Annotated in this window: 14 protein-coding genes, 3 rRNA genes and 1 pseudogene; all 18 read right to left on the reverse strand. The window is 42.3% G+C overall.

Features of this window, described 5'->3' with window-relative positions; genetic code table 11:
* Positions 1-49: 49 nt before the first annotated feature.
* The 18 genes and pseudogenes from NQ541_RS08565 to NQ541_RS08650 all read right to left on the reverse strand — a co-directional run bounded on the left by NQ541_RS08565 (position 50) and on the right by NQ541_RS08650 (position 20,033).
* Complete coding sequence (locus tag NQ541_RS08565; RefSeq protein ID WP_005611909.1) at positions 50-661, reverse strand: Spy0128 family protein; 612 nt, start codon at positions 659-661, stop codon at positions 50-52.
* Positions 658-1,434, reverse strand: coding sequence for a class B sortase (gene srtB, locus NQ541_RS08570; protein ID WP_005611907.1), 777 nt, complete (start codon positions 1,432-1,434; stop codon positions 658-660). Before srtB ends, NQ541_RS08565 begins: the two co-directional genes overlap by 4 nt.
* A gap of 3 nt (positions 1,435-1,437) precedes the next feature.
* Positions 1,438-2,490 carry a DUF7601 domain-containing protein gene (locus tag NQ541_RS08575; RefSeq protein WP_005611905.1) on the reverse strand — a complete coding sequence of 351 codons (1,053 nt, stop codon included), beginning with the start codon at positions 2,488-2,490 and terminating at the stop codon, positions 1,438-1,440.
* Between the two features lie 196 nt (positions 2,491-2,686).
* Complete coding sequence (gene lepB, locus NQ541_RS08580) at positions 2,687-3,184, reverse strand: signal peptidase I (RefSeq protein ID WP_005611903.1); 498 nt, start codon at positions 3,182-3,184, stop codon at positions 2,687-2,689.
* An 18-nt stretch (positions 3,185-3,202) separates the two neighbouring features.
* A complete protein-coding gene (locus NQ541_RS08585) occupies positions 3,203-4,888 on the reverse strand; it encodes a cell envelope integrity TolA family protein (RefSeq protein ID WP_147644448.1) in 1,686 nt (561 codons plus the stop codon).
* 289 nt (positions 4,889-5,177) lie between these two features.
* On the reverse strand, positions 5,178-6,623 hold the full coding sequence (locus tag NQ541_RS08590) for a BglG family transcription antiterminator (protein ID WP_005611898.1): 1,446 nt from the start codon (positions 6,621-6,623) through the stop codon (positions 5,178-5,180).
* 83 nt (positions 6,624-6,706) lie between these two features.
* On the reverse strand, positions 6,707-6,889 hold the full coding sequence (locus tag NQ541_RS13200; protein WP_081442907.1) for a hypothetical protein: 183 nt from the start codon (positions 6,887-6,889) through the stop codon (positions 6,707-6,709).
* 93 nt (positions 6,890-6,982) lie between these two features.
* The gene (mscL, locus tag NQ541_RS08600; RefSeq protein ID WP_005608771.1) at positions 6,983-7,348 is read right to left on the reverse strand and encodes a large conductance mechanosensitive channel protein MscL; all 366 of its coding nucleotides are present in this window, start codon (positions 7,346-7,348) and stop codon (positions 6,983-6,985) included.
* 150 nt (positions 7,349-7,498) lie between these two features.
* Positions 7,499-10,392 (reverse strand): 23S ribosomal RNA (locus NQ541_RS08605).
* Between the two features lie 475 nt (positions 10,393-10,867).
* Positions 10,868-10,985 (reverse strand): 5S ribosomal RNA (rrf, locus tag NQ541_RS08610).
* 151 nt (positions 10,986-11,136) lie between these two features.
* Positions 11,137-12,667: ribosomal RNA gene (locus NQ541_RS08615) — 16S ribosomal RNA — on the reverse strand.
* Together the 16S, 23S and 5S rRNA genes form the textbook arrangement of a ribosomal RNA operon.
* A 759-nt stretch (positions 12,668-13,426) precedes the next feature.
* A complete protein-coding gene (locus tag NQ541_RS08620) occupies positions 13,427-14,938 on the reverse strand; it encodes a CoA-transferase (RefSeq protein WP_005612900.1) in 1,512 nt (503 codons plus the stop codon).
* A gap of 258 nt (positions 14,939-15,196) precedes the next feature.
* Positions 15,197-15,958, reverse strand: a complete 762-nt coding sequence (locus NQ541_RS08625) for an SDR family NAD(P)-dependent oxidoreductase (RefSeq protein ID WP_005612898.1) — start codon at positions 15,956-15,958, stop codon at positions 15,197-15,199.
* A gap of 465 nt (positions 15,959-16,423) precedes the next feature.
* Entirely contained in the window at positions 16,424-16,591 is a 168-nt protein-coding gene (locus NQ541_RS08630) for a hypothetical protein (protein ID WP_155813743.1), read from the reverse strand.
* Positions 16,592-16,610: 19 nt separating this feature from the next.
* On the reverse strand, positions 16,611-17,051 hold the full coding sequence (locus NQ541_RS08635; protein WP_005612893.1) for a hypothetical protein: 441 nt from the start codon (positions 17,049-17,051) through the stop codon (positions 16,611-16,613).
* Positions 17,052-17,126: 75 nt separating this feature from the next.
* Positions 17,127-17,396, reverse strand: a pseudogene (locus NQ541_RS08640) (DUF6070 family protein); the annotation flags it as partial.
* 82 nt (positions 17,397-17,478) lie between these two features.
* Positions 17,479-18,279 (reverse strand): helix-turn-helix transcriptional regulator, encoded by an 801-nt coding sequence (locus tag NQ541_RS08645; protein WP_044941153.1) that lies wholly within the window; start codon positions 18,277-18,279, stop codon positions 17,479-17,481.
* Positions 18,280-18,635: 356 nt separating this feature from the next.
* Positions 18,636-20,033, reverse strand: coding sequence for an MFS transporter (locus NQ541_RS08650; RefSeq protein ID WP_005612884.1), 1,398 nt, complete (start codon positions 20,031-20,033; stop codon positions 18,636-18,638).
* Positions 20,034-20,194 lie beyond the last annotated feature (161 nt).

A 20,194-nucleotide genomic window follows, 5' to 3' on the forward strand; every position in this document is an offset into this window, starting at 1 on the left:
ATTCCCTGTATACAGTCTCTCCTGCTTTCTGCTGCATTTTCTCTGTTTTTTATGATTTTCTCTGCCGGGTTGCCTTTTTCCGGTATGCCAAGACACCGGTTCCTGCTGCCAGTATCATCAGGACTGCCCATCCCGAAAGTATATCTTCATCTCCGGTTTTAGCAGATCTTACTTTTTTTACAACGGCCTGCGTTCTTTTCTCCGGCTGCTGATATTTATTTTCAAAAACCGGCTCGCTCTTATTTCCTTCACTGTCAAAATAGACTGTCACGGTTTCCAGTGACTCCATTTTTTCATCCCACATTACATAGACATCTACATAATAGACCTCGGAATCATAAGTCCAGTCTGCTTTTGTCCCGCTCTCCTGCTTTAAAATATAACTGTATACCCCCGGCTGGGTATAATGAAAAAGAAATGTTCCCGTTCCAGCTCCTTCAACCGTCAGCTTTCTTTCCTGGTTGTCTGAAGCTCCCTGTTCTTTCAGTGTATACGTAAATACTTCTTTTTCCGGTGCTGTTCCACTGACTTTTGTCTGTACATTGACCTCGGCACTGCCGCCTTCTTCCGCTGCATAGATTGTGCAGGCTCCAATCACTGTCATCATCAGAACACTCGTCATTGCTACGAACATATTCCAGAAACTTTTCTTTCTTTTCACTCTGTTTCACTTCCTTCCACTGTATTTTCCTTTATCACTTTGCAGATCAGAAGATGACGGCCATTTGTATTTCCTGAAGAACAGGTAGATAATGCTATCATCTGATCTTCCACCGTCAGCCGCTGCCCCCGTGTATGGACTGCCAGTTCGTAAATGTGCCGGATCAGCTCTTCTTTTTCTTCTTTCTCTTTCCAGTCTGTCCGGTATACATATTTATCATACGCATCTGCCTTCAGGATTGCGACCGTCTCCAGCTTCAGGATCCTGCCTTCCACGTAAAGTGTCCCGGTTGTATTTTTTTCAAAGAAAGAAACATCGGTATATAAATCAATATCCCCGAACATTTTTCTGCCCTGCATATGGTGTCCCATAATCACAGTATAGAAATCATGAAAGTTTCTGTCAGATTTTGCATCAAGAAAAATACTTCCTGCCACAGATGGATTTCCAAGCACATCCTTTTCCAGATACTCAAAATTATCTGTTCCCTGTACAACCGGATAATCTATTTTCGTATGATCCAGTGTAAGCCATCCACATACATCCGGATTCATTGCTTTCAGTTCCTGAAAACTGTAACTTAATTCCTCTTCATTTGCAGGTTTATACCGGATCAGATCCTCCCTTACCTGATCCGGTTCCTTTAATATGCTCCAGTTATCCCACAGTGCATATCCTGAATAGGCAATGCAGCAGAAAAACACGATCGCTGCCAGACCATTTACCAGGTAGTGGAAGATCTGCGTCAGACAATACTCTGCCTTACGCTCCATAGATCATCCTCTTTTTCTGCGGAAAAATACAACGCCTCCTGCGATTGCTGCAAGGAAGAGAACAGCAAATGGAAGAATCTCCAGTGCGATTCCTGTCGGTGACGGCACAGTCTTTGTATTTGTATAGTCTACTGTATTTTCACCATCCATCCGGATTGTACCTTCTGCTGTATCACTGGTCTGATTTGCTTCTTTATTTACACTTACCTCGGTCTTCTGATAACCTTTTTTATCAGTCTCAACAACCGTGTAGGATGCATTTTCAGGAAGATTCTTAACTACAAAGGTTTCGCCATGTCTTAATGTAAATTCTGTCTCTGTTCCATTGGTGATCGTTTTTCCGGCAACGTTAGTGGAATATGTTCCGTCAATTCCTGTGATCGTTACTTTAAATGTAAAGTCATCATTTTTGTTGGCTGCACCGCCTCCGACTTTTTTAGAAACCGTAAGTATCTTATTTGCAGCCGCATTATTCTCAAAGGCTGCTCCATCTAACTTATTTTCCCCCTGTGCTGTACTGACACCATTGATCTTCAGTCCTTCAAAATTATCCTTCCACACTACCTGCACTATAATTTCATACGTTGCTGTATCATAAGAAATATTCGGATTTGTTCCTGCATTTTCTGACAGGGTAAAATGATACGTTCCCGGTGTCGTAAAGGAAATCCCGTTAAATAAATCTACATACGATTTCGTTGCAGAACTTGTATTTCCTCCTGCCGCACTGGTTTTCCACTGTGCTGACAGGGTTGTATCAACTGCCATTCCTGCACTCAGAAGCTGATTCATATACTGTGGAGATGCAGGTACGTTGGTTGAAACTGCCTCCACACTGTCATAGGTTAACTGAAATGTAAATTCTTCCCCATCTTTCAGAAGTCCATTTTCTGCCGCAGTCCAGGTTTTTGTGAGTACTGCACTCGTATCATTTGCAGTTACCGATACAGACATTGCATCTGTCTGTGCGTCTGCAGCAAATACAGACCCTGTCATTCCAAGGAGCATTGTTCCTGACAGCAGTGCTGCTGCCAGCTTTTTCATATTATTCTTCATTTTTCACCTTAGCATAAAACCTTCAGAAGCAAAAAGCTTATGCATTTCCTTTCTTTTTATTTTTATTGGATCCATTAGATTTTTCTACCTAATATTATGTTGTGGACAACCTCCCAACTATGATAGATGATCGTTGACGGCTTCCGGATCTTCCTGCTTCTTCAGCATGATCCCGCCAAAAACCATGGATTCCCTTCTACAAATTTCTTCTGCGGATCAGCGTAACCACAATGCCTTTGATCTGCTTCCGCAAGATCGGTCCATAACTTCTGCTGTCCTCCGTTGAGGAAGGATCATCCGCCAGAATATAATATTCCCCTTTTCCAAGCGATTGTTCTTCCGTACCATTTGCAGGTCCTTTTTCATAAAATACTTCTGTATCAGCCTGCGTATATCCATTGATCACCAGTTCACCTTCCTCTGTGATCTGCACAGTTTCTTCCGGCACTGCCGCAATTCTTCCAATATGCAGAAGTCCGTCTGCCTGATAAACAACCATATCTCCTGCTTTATATTCTGTATGCAGGCGGTAATACATCAGAATATCCCCGTCACATGCTGCCGGTTTCATTGCTGAACCATACACCCGGGTAAATCCAAATATGACCCACCCTGTAACAAATACAAAAATGATAAGGAATACCGCTTTGAAAAAATCTGATCTTCGAAGTTTTTTTAATTTTTCCTTGTCCATCTTTCCTGCTCTGTCTTTCTAAAAAAACTTTTTCTTTCTGTCTTTTCTTCTCCTGCCTGTAATTCTGCTGCCCAGCAGTCCTGCCAGTGCAGTTCCTCCCATCAGCCAGTATGGCACACTTAGCAGTTCTGCACCTGTCGGTGGCTGTGCATCTAACTGGTTTGTAAAAACCAATTCTGTCTTCTCACTGGAAAGCTGGATTTTTATTCCCGATGCATCACTGTACTTTTCAGAAATTCCATTTACTGTAACTTTTGTTACATAATCACCATTTTCTTCTTTGATCTGAACATCCCCTGACGGCATCTGCAGGATTCTGGCTTTTTCTCCATTCTTTAAAGACAGCCTTGCCACTCCATTTCCATCAAATGTAAGTGTTTCCTGATGCCCTGCCCCGTCATTTTCTGCAATTCCTTCATAGCTGACGCTGTAACTGGTTCCGGCAAGCGATGTTTTTGTCAGAACAAACGTAAAATGTTCTTTTGGGTCTGCCGCACCTCCGGCAACTTTCTTTTCAATCCATAAATCTGTACCGACCTGCCTGGTTGTCATTTTGAGCCTGCAAAGGTAATACGTATCAGCCGTTACCGTCCGGTATGCAAATTTCCCCTGTGCAGGATACACATGATAATTTTTTACGTAAGACGCATCTGCACCATCTGACTTCGGCACAATTTCTGTCTGATATGTTACTCCGTCTTTCTGATACGTCATGATAATGTGGTCATTTCCTTCTTCATACTGATAATTCTGACCACCCAGAATCTCCTCTGCTTTCCTTTTAAATTCCCTGTAAGTAACTCCCGGAAGTTTTGTATCATTTGAAGAAATGGCAAAAAGTCCATTATTTTCCGCATCATACAGCTCCACAACATACACCGGTGGATCTTCTGCCAGAACTCCGTCAATATGCCATCCACTCCCCTCTCTTTTCAGGACATATCCTACAAACATATTCTCACCAAATACATTGGTGAACTTTGCCTGATCTGCTGCACTCATGGCTGAAGTAATTGCTTCCCGCCATAATTTTGTAACACTTTCCAGTCTCGTATTTTGCTGATTCCATCTTGCGTCACTGTCGATTGAATAATAGATATATTCTACCCAGTTTCCTCGTCCATAATCTTGCCAGTAACTATAGGAATTTACTTTTTTATTCAGCTCATCCAGATCAACCGTTACTGTGAAATATGGCTTGTCATTTCCTGAAGGGCCAAATTCTCCCATAGCAAATGCATTATTGATGGCTGAGGGCACTTCATTACTGTAACGAAGATAAACTTTTGCTTCAATCTTCCCTGAAACAGCTCGTTCCTGCTGTTCTGATCTATCAGCCGCAGATTTTTCTGCCACTGACTGATCCTCTGTCGTCTCCTGCCCGTTCTTTTCTTTTTGTTCTTCATTCTTTATCTGCTCATTTGAAGCTGATCGCTCTTCTGTCATCGTCTGCTTGTTTTCAGCTGTCTGTTCTTTTTGTGTCTGTCCGCTCCCAGCTGACCGTTCTTCTGTCTTTCCGGACTGCTCTTGTAACTGTCCGGATCCAGAGGTTACTGCCTCCGGTATGCCTTCCGCACTCTGCGATTCCGCAAATGCACTTAGCTGCATTGATACAAGCAGGCAGATTCCAAGTAGTAATGAGAACCAACGCCGGTTTCTTTGCTTTTTCTCATTTGAAACTTCTTTTCGTTCCGTTATCCGCATCTTTCCTTCCTTTCCGGCAGATTCTTCCTGATGAACAGGTTTTATTTTCCATCCGCCATTCTGCTTTATTTATATTCGGAAATTCACGGATCATAACAAATTTCGTTCGACACTTTTTGCAAATGTTTCCAAATATAATCTGTATACCTGGATGTAATTTCCAGAATGACTTAATTATTGCGCATCTTTCACGAAGAAAAAAGTCAAATTCTTTTCCTGAATTTTGCAAAAAATAAAATGGTTGAAGATATTTCAAAAAAATTTGCAATATCTTCAACCATTTTATTTCCTATTCGAATTCATATTCTTCAATCAGATGAGCTGCGTCCTGAGATGTTTTACATTCTCGTAATTTTCTCTTAAAAGTATTATTTCTAAACATACTGATAAGACTGAAAAATGCTTTCATATGTACTTTCAGATCCACCGCACTAAAACAGCAGACAAACTCCACCGGATCAAACTTTTCAACTCCGAATGGAATCGGTCGCCTGAGACTGACAAGATACATTCCTGAAATAATGCTGCCCTTGCCCTGCCCGTCATGAGGAATTGCAAACCCAGGTAATACAACAATATATGGACCATTTTTTTCGGTATTTTCAATCATAGATGCCACATATCTTTTTTCAACATATCCACGCTCATACATCCATCTGCCCATGTTTTCAACAATTTCTTTCCAATCCTGACACTCCACTCCCAGTTGGATATGAGACGCAGGAAGGAAATGATGTAATTCAACTGTATCATAATGTTCCCATATTTCCGCTGACTGACTAAAATATCCCTTTACAATTCTTCTGCTTTTTTTCAATAATATCTCTGCCTCATAAATTGCAGAATCTAACTGCTCTTTCATTTCGTTCTTTTCTGATACATAACCGGAAAATTTTTCGCAGATAAGAAGTTCACTCAAAAACTGTACTTCATCTTCTTTGTGAGATATGAAATATTCTTTGGCAATCTGAATCAAAATATTCTGTGCCATCCGATATTTACTATTTGGTTGTCTCTTTTGTATTTCAATGTAACTTCCCTGCTGATTACGATGAATCATAATTCCTAAATATAATACGATCTTCTCGAAAGAATCTTCCCGCAAACGACTCTGATCCAGATACACTGCTTCGTACAATATCTCTCTGATTTTCTGCCAACTGTCTGTTCTGAGATTCAGTTGCTTTAATACAATACTTTCTACAATATCTTTTTGTTCTTTTTCTACACCATTTCCTTTGATATTCATTAGAAATAGCCTTTTATCGCTCTCTTTTCCCTCTACTCGCAGTCCTTTATTAGGATGAGAAAGTACTTTAAGATTACCTTGACCAATATACGCTTTTATCTTACTTAAATCATTGATAACCGTTGACCTGCTTACAACCAGATTGTCTGCAATCACAGACATCGTAATATATTCCACTGTATTAATCAGAAAAGAGGCTGCAATTTCGATACGTTCCTCCTGTGAAAGCTTGTATGTATATAAATCATCTTTCGGAACTGCCTTCAACACCTGTCCAAATGAACTGGGACAGATAATCCTTCCTCCCACAAGTCTGATTTTCCCTAAATCCATTTCTTTCAACAATTCATTGATTAATTTTAAATCATTTCGTATGGTTCTTTGAGAAACTTCAAATTTTTCTGCTAGTTCTGAAAGTGTCATCAATTCCTCATTTCCAATCAATTCATGAATAATTGATACAGTTCTCTTTTTCACTGTCTTCATTTGGCTTCCTCACAACCATGATATTTTTCTTTTGTAATATTTTTTCTTTTTAAAAGCTTTTTATTATTTATATGATGTCAGGGTCAAAAGGTCTGAAACCACGTGTGCTTGCACACTGGTGGTAGAATGACCTTGAGACCCGCCCCGATATGAGCATAAAAGTGGGGCGTAAGCACCATGATATGCGAATAGCGGGTAGGATTGTGGGAGTGCGTAGCACGAAACAATCCGTTGGCATCATTGTTGGGGGCTTTTGACCCCAACATCTTTATATCATTTACAAGTCAACTAAAAAAGAATAAGTTTCTTCCCGGATTCAGGAAAAAACTTATTCTAATCTTCACTCTGATATCTACAATTTATTTTTCTTCTGCAACATTCTCTTCCAGAACAGATGTACAATGAGGGCAACGCGTTGCCTTGATGCTGATCTTGCTCTGACAGAACGGACAGACTTTTGTTGTCGGTGCTGCAGGCTTTTCTTCTGGCTTACTCAGATTCACAAGCTTATTGATCGCTTTCATCAGACAGAACAAAATAAATGCCATAATGATAAAATTCACAACTGCAGAAAGAAAACTGGATGCGAATCCGGCTACATCTTCAAGTGAATAAATCTTCCCACCTGTCAGGACATTTAAAACCGGGTTAATAAAATTATCCGTCAGTGAAGTTACAATTCCTGAAAAAGCTCCACCTATGATAACACCGACAGCCATATCCATAACATTACCCCGAAGTGCAACACTGATAACGTCAAAAAAGCAATACTCACCAGAGTACTGCTTCCCTACAAAACTATCTTCTATATTTATATACTTTCAAAACTACATACAGTTAAAACCAACACCATCATCCATTTACCTATCACTGCTTTGGTTATGCCCTCGACCTATTAGTAACAGTCAGCTCCATGTGTTACCACACTTCCACCTCTGCCCTATCTACCTCGTCGTCTTCAAGGGGTCTTACTAACTTGACGTTATGAGATATCTCATCTTGAGGGGGGCTTCACGCTTAGATGCCTTCAGCGTTTATCCCTTCCCGGCTTGGCTACTCTGCTATGCCTTTGGTAAGACAACAGATACACCAGCGGCCAGTCCATCCCGGTCCTCTCGTACTAAGGACAGCTCCTCTCAAATATCTTACGCCCACGCCGGATAGGGACCGAACTGTCTCACGACGTTCTGAACCCAGCTCGCGTACCGCTTTAATGGGCGAACAGCCCAACCCTTGGGACCTACTTCAGCCCCAGGATGCGATGAGCCGACATCGAGGTGCCAAACCACTCCGTCGATGTGAACTCTTGGGAGTGATAAGCCTGTTATCCCCAGGGTAGCTTTTATCCGTTGAGCGATGGCAATCCCACTTTATACCACCGGATCACTAAGTCCTACTTTCGTACCTGCTCCACCCGTCGGTGTCGCAGTCAAGCTCCCTTCTGCCTTTGCACTCTTCGAATGGTTTCCAACCATTCTGAGGGAACCTTTGAGCGCCTCCGATACCCTTTCGGAGGCGACCGCCCCAGTCAAACTCCCCACCTGACATTGTCCCCCAGCCGGATCACGGCTGCTGGTTAGAAACCCAGTACTGCAAGGGTGGTATCCCAACAGCGGCTCCATGGCTACTGGCGTAACCACTTCAAAGCCTCCCACCTATCCTGTACATACAATACCGAATCCCAGTATCAAGCTGGAGTAAAGCTCCATGGGGTCTTTCCGTCCTGGCGCAGGTAACCAGCATCTTCACTGGTATTTCAATTTCACCGGGTGCATTGTTGAGACAGTGCCCAAATCATTACGCCTTTCGTGCGGGTCGGAACTTACCCGACAAGGAATTTCGCTACCTTAGGACCGTTATAGTTACGGCCGCCGTTTACTGGGGCTTAAGTTCAAAGCTTCGCCTTACGGCTAACCTCTCCCCTTAACCTTCCAGCACCGGGCAGGCGTCAGCCCATATACCTCACCTTTCGGTTTTGCATAGACCTGTGTTTTTGCTAAACAGTTGCTTGGGCCAATTCTCTGCGGCCATCTTACTGGCACTCCTTCTCCCGAAGTTACGGAGTCATTTTGCCGAGTTCCTTAACAATGCTTCTCCCGTCGGCCTTAGGATTCTCTCCTCATCCACCTGTGTCGGTTTACGGTACGGGTATCCTGCAAACAATAGCGGCTTTTCTTGACAGTCAGCTCACGTGCTTCCCTACTTCTTTTCGGTCCACATCACGTCTTCAGATTGAAGAGCGGATTTGCCAGCTCTTCTCCTACCTCGCTTGTACCGGTCTTTCCATTCCCGGCTCACGCTCTCTGCCTGTGTCCCCACAGTTCTGTTACAGGATAGTACAGGAATTTCAACCTGTTATCCATCGACTACGTCTTTCGACCTCGCCTTAGGCCCCGACTTACCCAGAGCAGATCAGCTTTACTCTGGAAACCTTAGATATTCGGCCGGAAGGATTCCCACCTTCCTCTCGCTACTCATTCCGGCATTCTCTCTTCTTAAAAATCCACAGCTCCTTCCGGTACTGCTTCGTCTCTTTAAGAATGCTCCTCTACCAATTGAAATTCATCAATTCCAAAGCTTCGGCAGTGTGTTTCAGCCCCGGACATTTTCGGCGCAGGACCTCTCGACTAGTGAGCTATTACGCACTCTTTGAATGGATGGCTGCTTCTGAGCCAACATCCTAGTTGTCTTCGAAATCCCACATCCTTTTCCACTTAACACACATTTTGGGGCCTTAGCTGTTGGTCTGGGCTCTTTCCCTTTTGACCACCCAACTTATCTCGGATCGTCTGACTCCCATACATCATCTACACGGCATTCGGAGTTTGATATCCCTTAGTAAGCTTTGACGCCCCCTTAGGAATTCAGTGCTCTACCTCCGCAAGACTCGTATGAGGCTAGCCCTAAAGCTATTTCGAGGAGAACCAGCTATCTCCGGGTTCGATTGGAATTTCTCCCCTATCCACACCTCATCCCCACCCTTTTCAACGGATGTGGGTTCGGTCCTCCATTGCCTTTTACGGCAACTTCAACCTGGACATGGATAGATCACCCGGTTTCGGGTCTACTCCGACTGACTCTTCGCCCTATTCAGACTTGGTTTCCCTTCGGCTCCACACCTTCAGTGCTTAACCTCGCCAGCCAGCGTAACTCGCCGGACCGTTCTACAAAAAGTACGCGGTTGAGCATATAAAGCTCTTCCACAGCTTGTAAACATATGGTTTCAGGTTCTTTTTCACTCCCCTCCCGGGGTCCTTTTCACCTTTCCTTCACAGTACTATGCACTATCGGTCACTAAGTAGTATTTAGCCTTACGGGGTGGTCCCCGCATATTCCCACAAGGTTCCACGTGTCTCGTGGTACTCTGGATCCCGCCATGTCAACTCGTCTTTCGCTTACGGGGCTTTCACCCTCTCTGGCCGGCTTTCCCAAAACCGTTCTGCTAAACTTGTTGAATCAATTCCGCGGTCCGAACCCCAGCATGCACGCACACTGGTTTGGGCTCTTCCGTTTTCGCTCGCCGCTACTCACAGAATCACATGTTGTTTTCTCTTCCTCCGGCTACTTAGATGTTTCAGTTCACCGGGTTCCCTTCCTGACGTTATGGATTGGCGTCAGGATACCTGAGGTTTGCTCAGGTAGGTTTCCCCATTCAGAAATCTCCGGATCAATGGGTATTTGCCCCTCCCCGAAGCTTTTCGCAGCTTATCACGTCTTTCATCGGCTCTTAGTGCCAAGGCATCCACCATACGCTCTTATCAGCATAACCAACTCGACCTCATCCCACGGGAATGGGATAATGTCCACACATGCATAGCGTTGCATGCGTTGGTGATAGTCAATTTTTTTTGAATCTGTTTTCTTCAGATCTTAAGTTAATGTTGTTAACATTACCTCGGATGTCTTGATTAGATATTTATCTTAATCTATTGATTTTCACTATATGCAGTTTTCAAGGTACATAAAGATGCGAGCTTCGCATCCTGACCGACTTTCATCAGTCATTACATACACAAATCTCTTTGTATATCTAATCACTGGTGAAACCAGTTATCATAACAGCACTGCCCTGCTGACTGGGTTGGCGGTGATAAGTTGTTGCTCATCTGTGCCTGTATCTATACCTAAAGACTTCGTGCGGTCTTTTCGCACGTTAGTCGATTGGTACTTCAGAATTCTTGGTGAGGTTTTTTCGAACCTTAGTTTTCTGAAGTTTCCGTCAGACCTTGTCTTTTTCTTTTTAAATTTGGCGGCCACCTACTCTCCCACACCGTCTCCAGTGCAGTACCATCGGCCGTTCAGGTCTTTACCATCGTGTTCGGGATGGGAACGGGTGTTGCCCCTGAACGCATCGCCACCAAAAGCTTTAGGTTACTTGATAACCCAACAATAGACAACAGTAAAATTCCTCTACTTCTTTCTTCCGTTCTCGTTGGATTATTCCAAATGAAAGGAAATATTTCATCCGTTTTAGTTGGATTGTTCCAGACGAAAGAAAGCATTTCTTCCTTAGAAAGGAGGTGATCCAGCCGCACCTTCCGATACGGCTACCTTGTTACGACTTCACCCCAGTTATCGGTCCCACCTTCGGCAGCTCCCTCCTTACGGTTGGGTCACTGACTTCGGGCGTTACTGACTCCCATGGTGTGACGGGCGGTGTGTACAAGACCCGGGAACGTATTCACCGCGACATTCTGATTCGCGATTACTAGCGATTCCAGCTTCATGTAGTCGAGTTGCAGACTACAATCCGAACTGAGACGTTATTTTTGGGATTTGCCCACCCTCGCGGGTTCGCTTCCCTTTGTTTACGCCATTGTAGCACGTGTGTAGCCCTGCTCATAAGGGGCATGATGATTTGACGTCATCCCCACCTTCCTCCAGGTTATCCCTGGCAGTCTCTCCAGAGTGCCCGGCCTTACCGCTGGCTACTGAAGATAGGGGTTGCGCTCGTTGCGGGACTTAACCCAACATCTCACGACACGAGCTGACGACAACCATGCACCACCTGTCACCGGTGTTCCGAAGAAAAGCAGACATTACTCTGCCGTCACCGGGATGTCAAGAGCAGGTAAGGTTCTTCGCGTTGCTTCGAATTAAACCACATGCTCCACCGCTTGTGCGGGTCCCCGTCAATTCCTTTGAGTTTCATTCTTGCGAACGTACTCCCCAGGTGGACTACTTATTGCGTTGGCTGCGGCACCGAATGGCTTTGCCACCCGACACCTAGTAGTCATCGTTTACGGCGTGGACTACCAGGGTATCTAATCCTGTTTGCTCCCCACGCTTTCGAGCCTCAACGTCAGTTACCGTCCAGTAAGCCGCCTTCGCCACTGGTGTTCCTCCTAATATCTACGCATTTCACCGCTACACTAGGAATTCCGCTTACCTCTCCGGCACTCCAGATCAACAGTTTCCAATGCAGTCCCGGGGTTGAGCCCCGGGTTTTCACATCAGACTTGCTGCTCCGTCTACGCTCCCTTTACACCCAGTAAATCCGGATAACGCTTGCCCCCTACGTATTACCGCGGCTGCTGGCACGTAGTTAGCCGGGGCTTCTTAGTCAGGTACCGTCATTTTCTTCCCTGCTGATAGAGCTTTACATACCGAAATACTTCTTCGCTCACGCGGCGTCGCTGCATCAGGGTTTCCCCCATTGTGCAATATTCCCCACTGCTGCCTCCCGTAGGAGTTTGGGCCGTGTCTCAGTCCCAATGTGGCCGGTCACCCTCTCAGGTCGGCTACTGATCGTCGCCTTGGTAGGCCGTTACCCCACCAACTAACTAATCAGACGCGGGTCCATCTCATACCACCGGAGTTTTTACCCCTGCACCATGCGGTGCTGTGGTCTTATGCGGTATTAGCAGTCATTTCTAACTGTTATCCCCCTGTATGAGGCAGGTTACCCACGCGTTACTCACCCGTCCGCCGCTCAGTCAAATAGGAAATCCTCCGAAGAATCTTTCCTAAGTGCTTCGCTCGACTTGCATGTGTTAAGCACGCCGCCAGCGTTCATCCTGAGCCAGGATCAAACTCTCGTTAAAAGTGTTTGTATCCAGTTCAGAATCAACATACTAGCTAATTCTTCCCTTTTTACTGTTGTTTGGTTTTTAACCGTTCGCTCGACTGCCTCAAGCTCAAAACTTCGTTTTTCGCTTTCGTGGCTTCGCCAATACTCACAAGCATCGCTTTCTGAAAGCAAGCTTTCAAAACTGCTGCTTTGTTCGTGCAGTCTTCGCTTTTCGAAAATCTTCTCTTAAAGAAATTTTCAAGGGTTATTGTTGTCTATTGTTCAATTATCAAGGTTCTTTTTGCTGTTCTTTTCAAGCGACAGCTTTTATATTTTATCAAAAGCTTTTCTCTTTGTCAAGAACTTTTTTATTTTCTTTTGCTGCTCGTGAGTTGCTCAATCGCTTCCCTCTGACAGCTCATTTATGTTATCACATCCGAACTTCTCTGTCAACCACTTTTTAACAATTCTTATAAGTTGTTATTAATTTCTCTTATGAATCATTCTATTGAACTACCTCTCGATCAGGGACTGTCCGTTTCCACGCCTTCCTCTTTATCAGAAGTTGCTCTATGATTTCAGTGCCGTTCTCAGCGACGAAGATTATCTTATCACGCGAATGTGTAATTGTCAATGTTTTTTATATTTTTCATATTTTTCATACAATTCATACAACTTTTTTCTTCAAATCGTTAAAAAGTACAACAGACACCACAAATTTCTTTGATTTCAAATCTGCATATGGAACCGGATTTCTACTCCCTGAAATACCAGATCAAGATTTTTCATTCTACTATATTTCCACTTCAAACAGCAACTGCGATAAAATATCTTTCTGTATATCGATTCCCGGATACACTTCAATCAGCTTTAACCCTTTTGGTGTCAGCCGGAATACGCACCTCTCTGTCACATACAGTACTTTCTGTCCATTTGAAATTGCACGTTTTGCGGAGAAACTTACACTTTTTACTTTATTTACAAACTTTGGAACAGAACCTTCCTTTTCAATTGTTACAACACCTTTTTTCTGCGTAACTTCTAGCCCTTTCGCATTAAAGCTCAGACAGAATACAACGGTTGGCGTTTTTGCTGTGATATTGGCAAATCCGCCTATTCCGGCAAATGCTCCAGGGCCTCTATGAGCGTTAATATTTCCCTCTTTATCTACTTCCAACGCCCCCATAAAGCAAACATCCAGACCTCCATTGTCATAAAGATCAAACTGATTTGCCATATCATAAACGGATGCCGCTCCGATCATTGCTCCAAATGCCTCACCCGAAACCGGGAATCCTCCGATTCCACCGGATTCCACCGTCAGTGTCACCATATCAAGCATACCGCTTTTTCTTGCATACCGTGAAACCATTTCCGGAATCCCGATTCCAATATTGACAATGTCATCGACTCTCAGTTCTTTTGCTGCTCTTTTGCCAATAATGTTCGCTACTGTTGTATTTTTTGGCTGCTTCGCAGACACCTGTTCCAGCTTTTCACTCCACTGATTCCACTCTTCATATGGAATTTCAAAACTTCCGGTTAATGCTTTATATGCTTCATTTTTTTCTTCCGGTTCTGCTACAACAATTGCGTCCACGAGGCATCCTGGAATGATTGCATTTCTCGGACGGGATGGCGTATCAACAAGACGATCGACCTGCACAATCACCTTACCTCGGTTCGCTTTTACTGCCTGACAGATTGACAGTGCATCTCCCGACATAAACATATCATCAAAGGTGATATTCCCTTTCCGGTCTGCTGCCGTTCCTTTTATCAGTGCGATCGTGATCTTAGGCAGTTTATAATAAAGAAATTCATCTCCATCTACTTCGACATGTTTCACAAGAGAATCGTCAATCGAAACACGGTTAATCCCCGGACCCTCTCTTCTCGGATCTACAAAAATATCCAGTCCAACTTTGGATAATGCTCCTGGAAGCCCTCCTGCCTGTGCCCGGATTGCATGGGAAATACAGCCAAGAGGAAGATTATACGCCTCAAACCGATCCTCCAGCACCAGCTTCTTGGTACTGAGCATTGCTCCAAAATGTCCACAGATCAGCTTATCAACTGCTCCTTCCCTTATGTATCCTTCCGCATTATGTTCTTCATCCCAAACACCAAACCCTGCACTGGAAATCATTGTCAGATGCGTTGGTGACTGCATTTTCTGGTATCTGCGGTAAATTGCTTCATGAAGTTCTGTCGGATTTTCAATCCCAACGAAAGAATTTACACAAATACAATCCCCATCCCGGATCAACCTTATTGCCTCATCAGCACTCATTATCTCATACATTTTACTCAAGTTCTCCTATCGTACTTCACAAATATTTTGACCACCACTTCAATAAATATAGGATACCTATTCCGAAGCATAAGTGCAATATATTTTTATGAGATCGATTTCATGCGTATATAAATAAATCCCATAGCCGGTTGTCTGCACCCCGGCTATGGGATTTATTTCTTACACGTTCTTTATCATAGAATTCACCGTATTATAATCGGCTCTGCCAGAGCTTTTCTCCTGATACTAACCATTCCGGAGAACAGACTATGGCATAATGGAATTCGCACCATCTACGATCACACTCTGTCCTGAATAATAGCACGAATCCGGTCCTGCCAAAAATGCAATAACAGGAGCAATATCATTTTCAGGATCACCAAATCTCTTCATCGGATTCAAGTTTACCTGCTTTGCATACTCCTCCGGAAATTTTGCAGCCCAGGCCTTAGCCGCCGGTGATTCTGCACCTGGAAGAACGATATTGACACAAATTCCATACTGTCCCCATTCTTTTGCAGCGATCTTTGTCAGACCTCTTAATGCTTCTTTATTAGAGCCATAAGCTAACTGACCAGCTATACCGAACATACCTGTCGCCGAAGCAAAGTTAATAATTCTTCCCTCATGCTGCTCTTTCATATAAGGGAATGCTGCCTGCATATAATTAAGAGAACCGATCACTCCGCTCTCCCAGGCTTTGAGCATATTTTCATAAGTAGTCTCCTCAACCGGAGCAGAAGGTACGATTGCCTGTGCATTATTCACTACAACGTCCACTATTCCATATGTATCGACTGTTGCTTTAACAACTTCTTCTACTTTTGCTCTGTCAGCGGAATCACAGCTCATAGCAAAGCCATCTCCACCAAGTTCTTTAATTTCTGCGATTGTCTGCTCAATCGGTTCAAGACGGCGACCCGTTGCAACAATCTTTACGCCTCTCTTTGCAAGACAAAGGGCAATTCCTTTACCAATTCCCTGTCCTGCCCCTGTTACAATAGCAACTTTTTCATTTAACTGCTTCACGTCAAAAACCTCCTATACTTACTATATCTAATAAGTCAATTATAACAATTTTATTGGATTATGCAAGAGTTCTTTGGTTAATATATACAGTTTTTATATACGCCGTGTTTGTGCTAAACGATTACATTCCAGCCTGATTTGCGAACTTCTGAATTTACCTTCCTGCCTGTATTGCTACCTATATATAATACAGCTATGTATTTATCAGTATTTTCAAGAAATTTGTCTTTCCGGCTAATTAACGATTTCCAGTGTTCCCCAAATTTTTAAGTTGGGGAATAATTTTGAGCATTTGTTGCTTGATTTCAATTTCATTTTTTCTTATTTGGGGAATCTGGTTCTAATATTCTTTTGGATATTCGAACAGCCTCTTCATGCATTACCTCTTGTCGCATATCATCCATTATTCTACTCACAACAACCAGTACCCTCCAAGCGATTTTGCTATATCCTTACCACATTATGCTAAACAATCACTTTTTCGTCCAAAGTTTTAACTTCGTCTATGGTCAATTCTACTATTTTTGCAATTTCTTCATATGATATTTTCCAGTCTGCAACATTCCTTTTGCAACTTTGATTATTATCAAAATGTCCTGTCATCATTCCTACAAAATTATCAAGTTTCATCATATACTTTACCTCCATTATTTTAATGTCCACGCATATCCAGTTCTTGCAATAATGAATCTCCACTTCCCCATGAATATACAATGTAATAACCGCTACCCTTTATTTCTTTCGAAAATTGTAGTCCTCCGTGATCAATCACCTCAATGGACTGCCCTTTCTGAATTTCCACCAAATATTCCCATTCATTCCTTCTATAATCTGAATAGTAAGCATCCAGTTCTTCCAAAGACAATTCGCTTCTGATTAGGATTGCTCCGAAATACTGCATTCCATTCCCATTACCCGTCAATTTCCCTGCCTGTGATAAGGACTCTATCAATTCTGTTTCCTCTGGTAGCGGAATTTCACATAATGCTTTTTCCACTTTGTAAGCAGTGTGGTTATTTATGAGTGGAAGGGAAATAACTCCTCCTATCAATATGGCTGCCGCTAAAATCCAAACTATTTTCAGTTTTTTCATCCTCTCCTCCTTTCTTTTCTTACATATGTAAGATTATTATAGAACACCACTATTATCAAATCATTCTTTCTTAACTTACTCTTTGCGAATACGGTATTGGTAATCCGGTATACTCGTAATACCATCATTCAATATTTCATTTCCTAAATACTGAAAACTGCCATCCTCCGCAAACCTTACAGTCAGTTCATGGGTTATGACCGCATCATTACAAATAACCATATCGCACACCGCCTCTACCGTTAATGTTACTGTCCCATCATCATTTTCTTTGATACCGACAACCTCCGGCAAGGAAGTCCCGAAGAACGTTGGTGCATAATTAAAGCAACCAAGCCTTTCCCATTAATAGGTTTGCTTTTTTGAACATAAAATCAAATACATAGTACTGTGAAATCGAAGTAAATATTTCTATCAACAGAACCTTTTATGACAACATATCTTTCACACAAGTACTCCGATAATCACTCGGTGATATTTTATATCTTTCTTTAAATACTCGATTAAACGTTCTCTGACTTTCAAATCCACTATCCAGACAAATGTTTGTAATAGAATCACTCGTATTTTCCAAACGATGGCATGCATAGTTCAGCCTTGCATCGTTAAGATATTGATTAAAGTTTCTATGGAAAGTTTTGGAAAAGAGTCTGGATAAAACATATTTGCTCACCCCCAGATCTTTTGCCATCTCTTCCAACGAAAATTTCTTCTTAAAATTTGCTGATATATAGGAAACTGTCTGGTAAATAAGATTGTTGCTCCCCACATTACTCTTTTCTACCAAATTTAATTTTCCTATGCAACGTGCCAACACAATTTGAAGATATGCCTGTGCAACAATAATATCCGACTGTTCTGTCTCTAAAATCGCATTTATAACCCTATATACCTCCGGTTCAACATTTTCCGCTTTGATGATCGGGTATTCAGGAGCCATGGATTGCATGATATCTGCAAATTTGGCAATCGTAAATGGCGATGCAATCAGATAAGTCGCTTTATTTACACCGGGTGTCAGTACCTGATAGTGATGAATAACATCTGGAAATACAAAGCCTATATCTCCTTTATCCATATGATATAGTTCCTGTCCGACACCGAGTTCTAATGCTCCACTTGTTACACAAACGATCTCCAATGCATTATGAAGATGTGGTTCAATATGTTTTGACTTTCTATTTATTGCTATGATCTCCTCTTTTGTGTCAACATATTTTAACTGCATGAAATACTCCCCTTTGCAACATTTGTCTATATCTTCTTTCGATTTGGCAAGCAATCCTTTTACACCTATCTTATAATCAACTTGTAAATAAGGAAGGAGGAATCGCAAATGAGCAATCTTAAAAAATATCTGAATAACCTTTTAGTATTCTACGCTGAATATTTTGAGCATCCATACCATGTATAAATACTAAAAGGACTATTTTGTGAAAACTGAATATTTTCTTAAGGCCATTTCACAAAAATGAAGTAGTCCTTTTTTATTTTCAAAATATCTGCAAATTCAATCAATTTATATATAGAAAAAAAGCACTGTCTCATCGAGCAACGACCAGACAACGCTTTCTCCTGTCAATTCTAATTTATGTCTGATGCATCTGTTACTTCATCTGCAGCAATTCCTTTTTCTGCTTTCAGTTTTTTATTTGCATCTTCTACATTCATTCTTGAAAGTACAAACATAATCAATACATCAAAGATTAACGGAAGCCAAAGATACATGAACTGCATCATATCAAGTGCAGACTGCGGCTGAGTTGCATTTGTTCCGATATATCCACTGAACTCAAGCAGCCATCCAACAACAGCGGTTCCAATACCTCCACCGATTTTTACGCCAAGAGAAGTACAAGAGTACATCGTTCCGTCAATTCTCTTTCCCTGTGTAAGATAAGTGTATTCAGAGCAGGATGCGATAACTGCATTCATATCTCCCTGCCATGGTCCCTGACCTAAGGCTGCAAGAGCTGTAAACGCCATCATCAGCGGAACACTACCCATATATCCGGCAACAACAACAAGTGCTCTACCGATGACTGCTAAGACATAACCTCTTAAGTTCAGTTTATACATACCTTTCCACTTACCAACTAATGTCGGTGTGAAAATCAGGGCAATGATCAGTGGAATATTTACTGCCCATGCAAATTGTCCAAACAAATTCTTATTTTTCAGTACCCATGTCATGTAATAAATGCCAGCTCCAATCATGGCACCATATAACTGCTGTAAAATATATGTTCCACAAATCATCATGTAATATTTGTTTTTGACAAGAAGCTTGAATGCCTGTACCATTCCATACTTTTCATTATCATTCTTTACTTCTCCTTCATTAAGTTCCTCCTCCGGAAGTTCCTTAACAGAAAGTGCTGAAATCGTATTTATGACAAGACCAATGATTGCATAGATAATAGCAACCGTTCTCCATGCCGCAGCATCTCCACCACATTTATCCACAAATCCAACTGTAATCGCCTGAATCAGAAGACTTGTTGAAAATGCAAAAATAAAACGGTAAGATCCCATCTGCACACGCTCTTTGCTGTTCTTTGTAATCAGTGACGTAAGTGCTGAGTAAGCAATATTGTTTGCTGTATAAAACACGCCATTTAACAGTGTATATGAAATAAAGAACCATGCATATTTAGCCGTTGTTCCCAAACTGACCGGTACTGTAAAGCAGCAGACCAGCGTAATGGCACAACCAATATATCCGTATAGCATCCATGGCTTCGCTTTTCCCATTTTACTGTGTGTTTTGTCAATCATTGATCCAAAAAATATATCCGTGAAACCATCAAATAGTTTTGATACGGCAATCAGGGTACCTACGACACCTGCAGCAAGTCCTACCGAGTCTGTCAGATAGGGCATCATGAAGGATGTCAGGAACGCATAGACTACATTACCTGCAATATCACCTGATCCGTATCCAATTTTATTATACCATTTCAAATACTTTTTTTCTTCCATAGAATTTCTTTGCTCCTCATCTTCATCGCACTTAGAATTTCAAGATGTCTAACAGAGTATGATGTCTAATTCTAGTTTTTTCTCTGTTTTTGTCTGATTGTTCTGTATATCCGGACTTTACATTACAATCAGACTCTCTTTCCTTGTTTACGGGTTACATG

The organism is [Ruminococcus] lactaris ATCC 29176 (assembly GCF_025152405.1).
In the GTDB taxonomy this organism is placed as follows: domain Bacteria; phylum Bacillota; class Clostridia; order Lachnospirales; family Lachnospiraceae; genus Mediterraneibacter; species Mediterraneibacter lactaris.

What these genes read in the sequence shown, in the direction of transcription:
- srtB (WP_005611907.1), bottom strand. Translation starts at nt 1,434, where the DNA reads ATGGAGCGTAAGGCAGAGTATTGTCTGACGCAGATCTTCCACTACCTG.
- NQ541_RS08630 (WP_155813743.1), bottom strand. Translation starts at nt 16,591, where the DNA reads ATGATGAAACTTGATAATTTTGTAGGAATGATGACAGGACATTTTGAT.
- NQ541_RS08590 (WP_005611898.1), bottom strand. Translation starts at nt 6,623, where the DNA reads ATGAAGACAGTGAAAAAGAGAACTGTATCAATTATTCATGAATTGATT.
- NQ541_RS08585 (WP_147644448.1), bottom strand. Translation starts at nt 4,888, where the DNA reads ATGCGGATAACGGAACGAAAAGAAGTTTCAAATGAGAAAAAGCAAAGA.
- NQ541_RS08645 (WP_044941153.1), bottom strand. Translation starts at nt 18,279, where the DNA reads ATGCAGTTAAAATATGTTGACACAAAAGAGGAGATCATAGCAATAAAT.
- NQ541_RS08650 (WP_005612884.1), bottom strand. Translation starts at nt 20,033, where the DNA reads ATGGAAGAAAAAAAGTATTTGAAATGGTATAATAAAATTGGATACGGA.
- lepB (WP_005611903.1), bottom strand. Translation starts at nt 3,184, where the DNA reads ATGGACAAGGAAAAATTAAAAAAACTTCGAAGATCAGATTTTTTCAAA.
- NQ541_RS08575 (WP_005611905.1), bottom strand. Translation starts at nt 2,490, where the DNA reads ATGAAGAATAATATGAAAAAGCTGGCAGCAGCACTGCTGTCAGGAACA.
- NQ541_RS08635 (WP_005612893.1), bottom strand. Translation starts at nt 17,051, where the DNA reads ATGAAAAAACTGAAAATAGTTTGGATTTTAGCGGCAGCCATATTGATA.
- mscL (WP_005608771.1), bottom strand. Translation starts at nt 7,348, where the DNA reads ATGGATATGGCTGTCGGTGTTATCATAGGTGGAGCTTTTTCAGGAATT.
- NQ541_RS08620 (WP_005612900.1), bottom strand. Translation starts at nt 14,938, where the DNA reads ATGTATGAGATAATGAGTGCTGATGAGGCAATAAGGTTGATCCGGGAT.
- NQ541_RS13200 (WP_081442907.1), bottom strand. Translation starts at nt 6,889, where the DNA reads ATGTTGGGGTCAAAAGCCCCCAACAATGATGCCAACGGATTGTTTCGT.